This window comes from Alkalibacterium psychrotolerans (genome assembly GCF_054784355.1).
On the sequence record NZ_BAAGPH010000001.1, the window covers coordinates 1 to 12704 of the forward strand.

Annotated in this window: 10 protein-coding genes and 1 pseudogene; all 11 read left to right on the forward strand. The window is 44.0% G+C overall.

Going from position 1 to position 12704, the window contains the following annotated elements:
• A pseudogene (locus ACYVLS_RS00005) lies at positions 1 to 170 on the forward strand (IS200/IS605 family transposase); the annotation flags it as partial.
• Between the two features lie 193 nt (positions 171 to 363).
• A complete protein-coding gene (pyrR, locus tag ACYVLS_RS00010) occupies positions 364 to 906 on the forward strand; it encodes a bifunctional pyr operon transcriptional regulator/uracil phosphoribosyltransferase PyrR (RefSeq protein WP_460319812.1) in 543 nt (180 codons plus the stop codon).
• Between the two features lie 256 nt (positions 907 to 1162).
• The gene (locus ACYVLS_RS00015; protein WP_460319815.1) at positions 1163 to 2083 is read left to right on the forward strand and encodes an aspartate carbamoyltransferase catalytic subunit; all 921 of its coding nucleotides are present in this window, start codon (positions 1163 to 1165) and stop codon (positions 2081 to 2083) included.
• A 16-nt stretch (positions 2084 to 2099) separates the two neighbouring features.
• Positions 2100 to 3383: a dihydroorotase gene (locus ACYVLS_RS00020; RefSeq protein ID WP_460319818.1), complete on the forward strand. Its 1284-nt coding sequence runs from the start codon at positions 2100 to 2102 to the stop codon at positions 3381 to 3383.
• Positions 3380 to 4471 (forward strand): carbamoyl phosphate synthase small subunit, encoded by a 1092-nt coding sequence (locus ACYVLS_RS00025; protein WP_460319820.1) that lies wholly within the window; start codon positions 3380 to 3382, stop codon positions 4469 to 4471. The genes ACYVLS_RS00020 and ACYVLS_RS00025 overlap by 4 nt, the downstream gene beginning before the upstream one ends.
• The gene (gene carB, locus ACYVLS_RS00030) at positions 4464 to 7643 is read left to right on the forward strand and encodes a carbamoyl-phosphate synthase large subunit (RefSeq protein WP_460319823.1); all 3180 of its coding nucleotides are present in this window, start codon (positions 4464 to 4466) and stop codon (positions 7641 to 7643) included. The genes ACYVLS_RS00025 and carB overlap by 8 nt, the downstream gene beginning before the upstream one ends.
• A gap of 32 nt (positions 7644 to 7675) precedes the next feature.
• Positions 7676 to 8602: a dihydroorotate dehydrogenase gene (locus ACYVLS_RS00035; RefSeq protein ID WP_460319824.1), complete on the forward strand. Its 927-nt coding sequence runs from the start codon at positions 7676 to 7678 to the stop codon at positions 8600 to 8602.
• Entirely contained in the window at positions 8595 to 9305 is a 711-nt protein-coding gene (gene pyrF, locus ACYVLS_RS00040) for an orotidine-5'-phosphate decarboxylase (protein WP_460319826.1), read from the forward strand. The genes ACYVLS_RS00035 and pyrF overlap by 8 nt, the downstream gene beginning before the upstream one ends.
• A 4-nt stretch (positions 9306 to 9309) precedes the next feature.
• Entirely contained in the window at positions 9310 to 9936 is a 627-nt protein-coding gene (gene pyrE, locus ACYVLS_RS00045; protein WP_460319827.1) for an orotate phosphoribosyltransferase, read from the forward strand.
• A 136-nt stretch (positions 9937 to 10072) separates the two neighbouring features.
• Positions 10073 to 10342 carry a 30S ribosomal protein S15 gene (gene rpsO, locus ACYVLS_RS00050; protein WP_228586341.1) on the forward strand — a complete coding sequence of 90 codons (270 nt, stop codon included), beginning with the start codon at positions 10073 to 10075 and terminating at the stop codon, positions 10340 to 10342.
• Positions 10343 to 10567: 225 nt separating this feature from the next.
• Positions 10568 to 12688 carry a polyribonucleotide nucleotidyltransferase gene (gene pnp / locus ACYVLS_RS00055; protein WP_460319828.1) on the forward strand — a complete coding sequence of 707 codons (2121 nt, stop codon included), beginning with the start codon at positions 10568 to 10570 and terminating at the stop codon, positions 12686 to 12688.
• Positions 12689 to 12704: the final 16 nt, after the last annotated feature.

A 12704-nucleotide genomic window follows, 5' to 3' on the forward strand; every position in this document is an offset into this window, starting at 1 on the left:
GCAATCGAAAATTTTGGTGTCGTGGCTTCTTTGTAGATACCGTTGGACGAAATAAAAAACAAATTCAAGAGTATATTAGAAATCAGCTCAGAGAAGATTACATGACCGATCAGCTGACTTTATTCGAAGAATACGACCCATTTACGGGACATAAAAACAAGAAAAAATAGACGATTCTTTTAGAATCAGTGAGAAAATGTGGTGCAAAAGGGAAACCCATTCAGAGGGCCTTTCAGGCCGAGGCCGGTAAGAGAGGCTTTCAGCCGCAGAGCAAACCACCAGTTCACACTGGTGGTTTTGATTATGGAATCTACTCACTAAGAACACCATGTAAACCAGTCTATTACAGTAGGAGGAGCAGGCATGCAGAAATCATCCAAGATTGAAGTAGTGAACGAGGCCGCGATTGAAAGAGCCTTGACACGTATTACCTATGAAATCATTGAAAAAAATAAAGGGGTCGACGACCTGATACTTGCAGGGATTAAAACTAGAGGAGTATTTCTGGCTCGCCGGATAGCCGAGCGAATCAGCCAGCTGGAAAAGCAGTCAGTTGATGTGCTGGAACTCGACATTTCCTTTTACAGAGATGACAGAGAAGCCGAAGAAGGGGAAGCCCATTTGCCAGTAACCGATGCCTCGTCAATAAAAGGGAAAAAAGTTGTTATCGTTGACGATGTATTATACACAGGAAGAACGATTCGTGCAGCCCTTGACGCTATCATAGATATCGGCAGACCCGATAAAATACTGCTTGCAGTTCTGATTGACCGGGGCAACAGGGAATTGCCGATACGGGCTGATTTTGTGGGCAAGAACATCCCTACATCCCGGGAAGAATCAGTAAAGGTTGCGTTAAAGGAAACCGATGAGGCAGATCAGGTGACAATTAACAAGACTGCTTAACAACATATAAGTGAACTTTAAGAGTGTCCCGTGAGACACTGAAGGTCGCTGGAAATGACAGAAAAGAACTGGATTATTCAGGTGGATTAATGAGCTTTGCTGAACCGATACAGGGCAGCAGGAGAGCAAACCTGAACCGATACAGTGAGTTCAATCTGTCTTATCCTACAGACCTTGTACCTATATGGTGCCGGGTCTTTTTTTTAAGAAAACAGACAGTGAAACTTAATAACTCGAGAAAAAAAGGAGAGGTCTTATGACTTTAATGAAAACAAACAGCATGCGTCACTTCGTCTCACTGGAACAGTACGAGAATCATGAAATCATGCAGATGATTAAAGCAGCAGTTGACTTCAAACGACAAAGACAGTTCCCAGAATACAAAGATTACTATGCAGTGAATTGTTTCTTTGAACAAAGCACCCGAACCCATAAAAGTTTCGAGATGGCAGAACGCCGAATGGGTATGCAGGTCATTGACTTCCAGCCTTCGATGAGCAGTGTTAAAAAAGGCGAAAGTTTGTATGATACAGTGCTGACGCTTCAGGCTATCGGCGTGGACCTTGTTGTCATCAGACACAGCGAAGAAGCGTACTATAAAAAGCTTATCAACAGTGAACACATTAATTGTTCTATTGTGAATGGAGGAGATGGGGCCGGTCAGCATCCGAGTCAGTCTCTACTTGATTTAATGACTATTTACGAAGAGTACGGCACGTTTAAAAACCTTGAAATAGCGATTGCCGGGGACCTAACCCATTCACGTGTTGCAAACAGCAATATGCAGATTCTCAAGCGATTAGGGGCGAAACTATATTTCACAGGACCGCAGGAATGGTATGATCCGTCATTTGAAGCATACGGTACCTTCTCCTCAATTGACAAGCTGATTGATAAAGTTGATGTCATGATGCTGCTGAGAGTACAGCATGAAAGACACCAGGCCAGTGATAACCGTTTTTCGAAAAACACTTATCTTCGCAAACATGGCATCACATTTGAGAGAGAAGCCAGAATGAAACCGTCAGCCATCATTATGCATCCAGCTCCAGTCAACAGAGGTGTTGAGATAGAAAATAGTCTAGTGGAATGTAACCGTTCAAGAATTGTTACACAGATGGAAAACGGCGTGTATGCGCGAATAGCTATTATTGATTCGGTATTAAAACACAGATAAGGGGAGAGTGACAAACATGTCTTTACTGATAAAGAACGCCTCAATAATTAAGGATCAGCAGCAAACTCAATTAACAGATATTTATATTGAAAATGATGTGATTAAAGAACTGCACCCGTCGATTGAAAAAGAAGCGGATTCAATTATCGATGCCAAAGGTAACCTGGTCACACCCGGACTGATTGATGTGCATGTTCACTTAAGAGAGCCAGGCTATGAATACAAGGAAACGATTAAGACAGGCTCAGAGGCTGCTGCTAGAGGCGGTTTTACGACCATCTGTGCCATGCCAAACGTCAACCCTGAACCCGATACAGTTGAAAATCTGGATAGAATTCTGGATATTATTTCACAAGAGGCCTGTGTAAAAGTAAAGCAGTACGTGCCCATTACAAAAGGACTGACATCTGACGAACTGACCAGTCAGAAAGAACTGATGGAAGCCGGCGCCTTTGCTTTTACAAATGACGGGGTGGGGGTACAGACTGCTGGTACGATGTATAAGGCGATGCAGCAGGCAGCACGACTGGACGCGACAGTTGTTGCTCATACAGAAGATGATTCACTTCTTTTTGGAGGGGGTGTCATGCATGAAGGCTCAAGAAACAAGGAGCTGAATTTACCGGGTATGCTGCAGCTGACTGAATCCACTCAAATAGCAAGAGATGTGCTCCTGGCAGAAGAGACGGGCGTACACTACCATGTGTGTCATGTGTCTTCTAAAGAAAGTGTCCGAGTCATCAGAGAGGCAAAAAAGGCCGGCATTAACGTCACAGCTGAAGTGTCACCGCACCATTTGCTCTTATGTGAAGAAGATATTCCAGGCGACACGAGTCAGTATAAAATGAATCCGCCTCTTAGAGGGAGAGACGACCGGGAGGCCTTGCTTGCAGGCCTGCATGACGGGACTATCGATATGATTGCGACAGATCACGCCCCACACAGTGAGGCAGAAAAATCGGGTTCAATGATTGATTCACCATTCGGAATTGTCGGGAGCGAGACTGCCTTCTCTCTCTTGTACACCTATCTTGTTAAGGAGGGGAAAATGACACTGAAAAAGCTGATAGACAATTTGACTGTTCAGCCTGCCAGTGTGTTTAAACTTGCGGAAGGCAAGCTAGTGGAAGGGGCACCGGCAGACTTGGCCTGCTTTAATTTAGACAGTGAAACAGAGATCAGAAAAGAGGATTTCCGGTCCAAATCATTTAACACCCCCTTTCTTGGCTGGCAGGTTAAGGGAGCTACAGTATTTACAATAGTGGACGGACAAATTGTTTATCAGGAGGGTAAGAAATGAAGAAAAGACTGCTAGTTCTGGAAGACGGTTCTGTATTCAAAGGATACGGCTTTGGAGCCGAAAAAGAAACCATTGGAGAAGTAGTATTTAACACGGGTATGACTGGGTATCAGGAGTCAATAACTGACCAGTCCTATAACGGTCAGTTATTGACCTTCACTTTTCCTCTAATTGGAAATGCCGGAATTAATCGAGATGATTATGAATCAATTTTTCCTACGACAAAAGCTGTCATCGTTAAGGAATTTGCGAGGAGACCTTCCAACTGGAGAAGTCAGATGAATCTTGATGAATTTCTTAAAGAAAAAGATATCCCAGGACTGTCAGGGGTGGATACAAGGCGCCTGACAAGAGTGATAAGAGAACACGGAGCAATGAAAGCAATCTTAACTGATGATACACGCTCAATTGAGGCTATTACATATCAGCTGTCTCAAGCAAAGCTTCCTGTGAACCAGGTGGCCCAAGTATCCACAACACGCCCATACGTTAGTCCGCAGAATGGCCGGAAAGTGGTCGTAGTAGATTATGGCTTGAAACACAGCATTCTGCATGAGCTTAATAAAAGAGAGTGCCACGTAACTGTACTGCCGCATGACACGTCAGCTGAAACGATTTTGAATTTAAAACCGGACGGCGTGATGCTGACTAATGGTCCGGGAGACCCGAAAGACTTGCCTCAGGCTCATCAAATGGTAAGAGAGCTTCAAAAGCATGTGCCTATCTTCGGGATTTGTCTAGGGCATCAGCTGATTGCTCTAGCAAATGGTGCACAAACCTATAAGATGACCTTCGGACACAGAGGGTTCAACCATCCAGTAAGAGAGATTGCCACCGGTAAAATCGATTTTACATCTCAAAATCATGGCTACGCCGTGTCAGAAGAGTCAGTGAACAAGAAACAACTGACGATTACCCACATTGAAATAAATGACGGTACCGTTGAGGGTCTGAGACATAAACACTATCCAGTGTTCAGCGTTCAGTATCATCCCGATGCGGCGCCTGGTCCCCATGATGGAGCAGGACTATTTGATCAGTTTGTAGAATTAATGGATGCCTGGAAGGTGGAAAACAAAGATGCCTAAAAGAAGTGATATAAAAAAAATATTAGTTATCGGATCCGGTCCAATTATTATCGGTCAGGCTGCTGAGTTTGATTATGCGGGTACTCAAGCCTGTCTGGCCCTCAGAGAAGAAGGATACGAAGTTGTTCTGGTCAATTCCAATCCGGCGACAATTATGACGGATAAGGAAATTGCAGATAAAGTTTACATTGAGCCGCTGACATTGGAGTTTATTGAAAAAATACTGCGCAAAGAGCGTCCGGATGCGATACTACCTACATTGGGCGGTCAGATGGGATTAAACATGGCGATTCAGCTCGATGCGGCAGGCATACTGGAAGAACTGGATATTGAACTCCTTGGTACAACCTTATCAGCCATCAATCAGGCAGAAGATCGTGATCTGTTCCGTGAGCTGATGCGCGAACTGAACGAGCCTGTACCAGATAGCGATATTATCCATACGGTTGAGGAAGCTGTTGCTTTTGCAGACGAGATTGGCTACCCGCTGATTGTCAGGCCGGCTTTTACGATGGGCGGGACTGGCGGCGGCTTATGCGATACTGAAAATCAGCTGAGAGAGATTGTGGCAAATGGTATAAAGTTATCGCCCTCCAGTCAATGCCTTGTTGAACGAAGTATCGCTGGCTACAAAGAAATTGAGTATGAAGTGATGAGAGATCATGCAGATAATGCCATGGTTGTCTGTAATATGGAAAATATCGATCCAGTGGGTATTCACACTGGGGATTCGATTGTCATTGCGCCTAGTCAGACACTGACCGATAAAGAGTATCAGCTGCTAAGAGATGCTTCATTGAAAATCATACGCGCATTAAAAATAGAAGGAGGCTGTAATGTTCAGCTTGCTTTAGATCCTGATAGTTTTAATTATTACATCATTGAAGTCAATCCAAGAGTCAGCCGATCCTCAGCCTTGGCTAGTAAGGCCACAGGTTATCCGATTGCAAAGATGGCTGCCAAGATAGCTGTAGGTCTCACGCTGGATGAAATGAAGAATCCTGTAACGGAAACAACCTATGCTCAATTCGAGCCGGCCCTTGATTATGTCGTAGCCAAGATTCCCAGATGGCCTTTTGACAAGTTTGAGTCAGGCGACCGCACGTTAACGACACAGATGAAAGCAACTGGTGAAGTCATGGCAATTGGCCGAACAATTGAGGAGAGTCTTTTGAAAGCTGTCCGTTCACTGGAAATAGGAGTCAGTCATATAGCATTACCTGAATTAAAAACATTGGATGATGACCAGCTGATTGCAAAAACAGTAAAAGCCCAGGATGACCGTCTGTTTTATCTCATTGAAGCCATACGGAGAGGCTATCCGATTGAAGAACTGGCTGAGCTGACAAATATTGATCTCTTCTTTTTGGACAAGCTTTTGCATATTGTTGAAATTGAGCAGCAGTTAAAGCTGAATAAAGACAATGCCGACCAGCTGCTGTATGCCAAACAATACGGGTTTTCTGATGAAGCCATTGCAGGTTTATGGGAGACAACGGAAGAAGCTGTTTCATCTACTCGAGAGAACGTAGGCATACGACCTGTATTCAAGACAGTTGACACCTGTGCTGCTGAGTTTGAATCCTCTACGCCTTATTTTTACAGTACGTACGAAGAAGAACAGGAAAGTATCGTAACTGAGAAAGAGTCTATTCTTGTATTAGGCTCCGGACCCATACGCATCGGTCAAGGGGTCGAATTTGATTATGCGACGGTTCATTCTGTAAAGGCGATTCAGGAAGCCGGGTATGAAGCCATTATAATGAACAATAACCCGGAAACCGTATCCACTGACTTTTCGATTTCTGACAAACTCTATTTTGAACCTTTAACCGTAGAAGACGTGATGGCTGTCGTTAAGCATGAAAAACCAAAAGGCGTGATTGTCCAGTTTGGGGGCCAGACAGCTATCAATCTGGCTGGAGCTCTTGATACATTAGGTGTACCCATTCTTGGAACAACTGTAGAGGATCTGGACCGGGCAGAAAATAGAAATGCCTTTGAAAAAGCGTTGAAGGGAATAACTATTCCTCAGCCCGAAGGAAGCACGGCCACCACCGAAAAAGAAGCGCTCATTATTGCCGAGAGAATCGGTTACCCAGTACTTGTCCGTCCGAGCTATGTTTTAGGCGGCAGGGGTATGCAGATAGTTGACAACGCTAGAGATTTATCCCGATATATGACGGATGCCGTTAAAATTTCTTCAGACCATCCCGTTCTGATTGACCGTTATCTGATTGGAGAGGAAGTGGAAGTTGATGCCATCTGTGACGGAGAGCAGGTTCTGATTCCGGGTATTATGGAACATGTAGAACGTTCAGGTGTCCATTCTGGTGACTCCATGGCAGTCTATCCACCGCAGCATCTTTCTCAGAAAAAAATTGAGACTATTGTGGATTATACGCAAAAATTATGTATCGGTCTTAACTGCTTCGGCTTAATGAATATACAGTTCGTTGTTCATGAAGAGACGGTTTACGTTATTGAAGTGAATCCTCGGGCGAGCCGTACACTTCCATTCTTAAGTAAGGTAACCGGCATTCCTATGGCCCAGGTAGCCACTAAAGCCATTTTGGGAGAGTCAATAGCTGATCAGGGCTATCATGCAGGCTTGTATAAAACGCCTGAAATGGTTCATGTTAAAGCACCGGTATTCAGTTTTTCCAAGCTGACCAAAGTGGATGCAACTCTGGGGCCAGAAATGAAATCCACTGGTGAAGTCATGGGGAGTGATGCTACTTTGGAAAAAGCTTTATATAAAGCTTTTGAAGCAAGCGATATGCACCTGCCGGAACACGGGAAAGTACTCTTCACAGTCGCCGATGAAGATAAGCAGGAAGCCCTTGACTTGGCCAGACGGTTCCATGACATTGGCTACCTTTTAGTTGCCACAGAAGGAACGGCCGCGACTTTTAAACGTGCAGACATACCTGTTGAAGTTGTTCAGAAAGCTGGGGAAGGCAGGGAACAGACTATTTTAGACACTATTCACTCCAACGAGGTGGATCTGGTAGTTAATACAATGGGGAAAAATGTCGATGCCATGCGGGACGGCTTTTCCATTCGAAAGGCATCCATTGAAAAGGGTATCCCTTTGATGACCTCACTGGATACTGTCTCAGCCATTACAAGTGTACTCGAATCGAAAACATTTATGACTGCTGCTTTATAGTCAGCAGTAACGGATAAAATGGAGGGAATTAAATGACTCAGCTAAACGTATCTTTACCAGGATTAAACATGTCGAATCCTATCATGCCGGCAAGCGGCACATTTGGTTTTGGTGAACTTTACCAGGATTTATATGATTACAATACTCTTGGCGCTTTAGTATTGAAATCGACAACGAAACAGGCGCGGAACGGAAATGAAGGCCCCAGGTATTATCAGACTACACATGGGGCACTGAACGCAGTAGGCCTTAAAAATCCTGGAGTAGATGCGGTGGTTGCCGATAAGCTCCCTCAGCTGGCAGGATACGGGACACCGGTAATCGGCAGCGTGGCTGGTGAAACTGAAGAGGAATTTGTAGAAGTAGCGGAGAAATTAAGTGAATCTGCTGTCATTAGTGCTCTGGAGCTGAATCTCTCTTGTCCGAATGTTAAAGAAGGCGGCCTGACGTTCGGCGTTGATCCTAAAAGTGTTGAACGCATCACGAGGGAAGTTAAACAAGCTGTTAATCTGCCGGTTTATGTGAAGCTGACACCCAATGTCACAGATATTGTAGAAATCGCCAAAGCGGCCGAAGCCGGGGGAGCGGACGGTCTCAGTCTGATTAATACAGTGTTAAGCATGACAATTGATGTGGAGAGCAGAAAGCCGGTTCTTGGAAACACGATGGGGGGGCTGTCTGGGGGAGGAATTTTCCCTATAGCACTTCGCATGGTATACCAGGTATCACAAAGGGTAGACATTCCCATTATTGGAATAGGGGGTGTCCAGTCAGCTGATGACGTGATTCAGATGCTGCTTGCTGGCGCTTCTGCAGTAGCGGTTGGCACGGCAAGCTATAAGAACCCACTTGTGATGACTGACATCATAGCTGACTTGCCACAACGGATGGAAGAATTGAACATACCTTCCATCGAAGAGCTTATCCAAGAAGTGAAAGAAGGTAGAGTAAATGGATAAGAAACCAATTGTCGCACTTGATTTTTCAACAAAAGACGAAGTCGTTAACTTTATAAAACTGTTTCCTGATGAGCAGCTGAATTTAAAAGTGGGAATGGAACTGTTTTATCAGCAGGGCCCTGAAATGATTTATTTACTCAAAGAAGCAGGGCACGATGTATTTCTGGATATCAAACTGCACGATATCCCAACCACTGTCAGAAAAGCGATGACGGGCATTGCCGCATTAGGAGTCGATATGATTAACATGCATGCTGCAGGTGGTCTGGAGATGATGAAGGCAGCCAGAGAAGGACTGGAAAAAGGAGCTGAGCCCGGTCGGAAACGGCCCCTTCTGATAGCCGTCACACAATTGACATCAACGTCAGAAGAAATGCTCAAACATGAGCAGCATACTACTGACAGTATGGAAGAGAGTGTACTTCATTACGCCGAACTGGCGCGTGACGCTCAGGCAGATGGTGTGGTATGCTCTACATATGAAGCAGAGAATATCAGAAAATGGCTGGGGGAGTCTTTTCTATGTGTCACACCGGGCATTCGTCTGAATCCAAAAGCGAGTCATGACCAGAAGCGTGTGGCAACTCCAGCGAGAGCTCGCGAACTTGGCTCCACCCATATAGTAGTTGGACGAGCCATCACTCAGGCTTCTGATTCAGTTCAGGCTTACCTGGAAGTTTTGCGTCAATGGAAAGGGGAATAGAGAAATGAAACGGAGAGAATTTATAGCAAGTGAATTGTTAAGAATCGGTGCAGTCAATATAAGACCGAAAAACCCGTATACTTGGACAAGTGGGCTGAAAAGTCCTATTTACTGTGATAACAGATTAACGATGAGTTTTCCGGAGGTAAGAAATCAGATTATTACAGACCTTGTCGATACCATCCGGACACACTATCCTAAGGTTGAAGTTATAGCCGGAACGGCGACAGCAGGTATCCCCCATGCCGCCTGGGTGGCAGACAGATTGAATTTGCCCATGGTTTACATCCGGAGTGAAGCAAAAAAACACGGGACCGGAAAACAAATTGAAGGGAAGTTTGAAGCCGGTTCAAAAATTGTCGTGATAGAAGATCTTATTTCTACAGGACAAAGTGTGATAGATGCAGTGAATGCGGCAAAAGGAGAAGGGGCAGATGTACTGGGTGTTGCGGCCATTTTTACCTATGAACTGCCTTTAGGAAAGAGTGCGTTTGCTGATTTGACTATTGATTATCAGACCGTTACGGATTATTCGAGTCTGGTACAAGCTGCCTTGTCTTCCGGACATATTGAACCGGAAGACTTGACTGCTTTAGAAAAATGGAAAGACAGTCCCGAAAGTTGGTCCTGAGACTTGATTTTTACTGAATAATCCTGTACCATTTAAACAGTGCTAGAGGGATTTAGCATAAGACCTTTACTTGGTTTGTCGCTTCACCAGCGCTTACTCAGTAACAGGAGTCACACTAAGGAAAGAGGTGGAAAAAATGGCAGTATCAAAAGAAGAAAAACAACAGATTATCACTGATTACGCACGTCACGAAGGAGACACTGGTTCTCCAGAAGTGCAAATTGCAGTATTAACTGCTGAAATCAACGAGTTGAATGAACACGCTAAGACACACAAAAAAGATTTTCATTCAATGCGTGGACTAATGAAAAAAATTGGTCACCGTCGTAACCTTTTAGCTTATTTACGTAACAAAGATATTACACGTTACCGTGAATTGATTAAAAGACTTGGTTTACGTCGTTAATTCGGTTAAACGTCTTTGTCTTTTCGAGCATGCGTATGCTTGAGAAAACAGAAGTCTTTACCCGTTAAACTAGACTATTTAAAGCGGGATTCCTAGGAATCTCGCTTTCTTTATAATAAACACTTCAGGAGCTTAATTGTCTACTATACAAACGCGAGAAGTTCAGTTATGAACTGCTGGCCTTTGTTTAGTAGGTTGAGCTCACTGAAAACAAAGGAGAATACCATGTCAAACAAACAAGTTTTCACAACTCAATTAGGTGGAAGAACACTGACAGCTGAGATTGGACAAATGGCGAAGCAGGCAAATGGTGCTGCGCTGATAAGATATGAAGATACTGTTGTCCTTTCAACTGCCGTTGGAAGCAAGAAACCAAGCAGCATGCCTTTCTTTCCACTGATGGTCGTATACGAAGAAAAAATGTACTCAGTCGGTAAAATACCGGGAGGCTTTATTAAACGTGAAGGAAGACCGTCAGAGAACGCTACGTTAACGGCACGTCTGATTGACCGTCCGCTTCGTCCAATGTTTGCTGAGGGCTTCAGAAATGATGTTCAGATTTTCAACACGGTTATGTCCGTGGATCCGGATAACTCACCAGAAATGTCAGCAATGTTCGGCTCTTCTTTAGCTCTGTGTATTTCAGACATTCCGTTTAACGGACCGATTGCTGGTGTGAATGTTGGTCGTGTAGACGGCGAATTTATTATTAACCCGACTGAAGAGCAGACTGAACAGTCAGACATTGAATTGACTGTAGCTGGAACCAAAGAAGCCATTAACATGGTTGAGAGTGGTGCAGATCAGGTATCTGAGGAAGATATGCTTGAAGCCCTTCTATTCGGACACGAAGCCATCAAAGAACTGTGTGCGTTCCAGGAAGAAATTGTTAAAGCTGTTGGACAGGAAAAAATGGAAGTAACCCTTCTGTTACCTAAAGAAGAATTGAAACAGGAAGTTGTATCTAAGTACAACGATCAGATGAAAGAAGCCATTCAGACATTTGATAAACAGGAAAGAGCTGAAAAAACAAGTGCATTGAAGCAGTCCATTATTGAATCTTATGAAGACGAACACCAGGATTCTCCGGATTTAGCTGAAGTCGTTAAAGACGTGAAGTCTATAGTAGACGGTATGGAGAAAGACGAAGTCCGTCGTTTAATTACGGAAGAAAACACTCGTCCAGATGGCCGTAAAGTGGATGAAATTCGTTCACTTGATTCAGAAGTTGGCCTGTTGCCACGTGTGCATGGCTCTGGTCTCTTTACCCGAGGACAGACGCAGGCTTTAACAGTAGCCACACTAGGACCATTGAATGAACACCAGATTATCGATGGATTAGGCAGTGAAGACAGTAAGAGATTTATCCATCACTACAACTTCCCGCAGTTCTCAGTTGGAGAAACAGGGCCTGTTAGAGGACCTGGTCGCCGTGAGATTGGTCATGGGGCACTCGGTGAACGTGCATTATCTTATATTATTCCAGATGAAGAAAAATTCCCATACACTATCCGACTAGTATCTGAAGTATTGGAATCAAACGGTTCTTCTTCTCAGGCCAGTATTTCTGCTGGGTCTTTGGCGTTAATGGATGCCGGTGTGCCGATTAAAGCACCTGTCGGCGGTATTGCAATGGGACTGGTTATGGAAGGGGACAACTATACTGTCCTAACTGATATTCAGGGACTGGAAGATCATCTGGGAGACATGGACTTCAAAGTTGCCGGAACACGTGAAGGAATCACGGCTCTTCAAATGGATATTAAGATTGAAGGAATAACGAAAGAAATTCTGGAAGAAGCTCTTGTACAGGCCAAGCAGGCTCGTTTGGAGATTATCGATAATCTTCAGAGTGCTTTGAGCGAACCGCGTAAGGAACTTAGCCAGTATGCTCCTAAGATTGAATCAATCAAAATCAAGCCTGATCAGATTAAAGTTGTCATCGGTAAAGGTGGCGAAACAATCAACAGCATCATAGATGAAACAAATGTCAAAATCGATATCGATGAAGAAGGTAATGTTTCAATCTACGGACAGGATGCTGAAGGAATCAAGCGTGCGATTGAAATTATCGAAGAACTGACTGAAGAAGTCGAAGTCGGAAAGATTTATACAGGTACAATTAAACGTATAGAAAAATTTGGTGCATTTGTTGAGATAATCAAAGGTACAGATGGTCTAGTTCATGTATCTGAATTATCAGACAAGTACATTAAAGACGTAGCCAAAGAATTTTCTGTTGGTGATACGCTGGACGTTAAAGTTACTGAAATTGACGACAGAGGACGCGTAAATCTTTCGCGTAAAGCCGTCTTAAACGGTAATGATAATGCCGAGCAGGAATAACAGTTAAATATTTAAT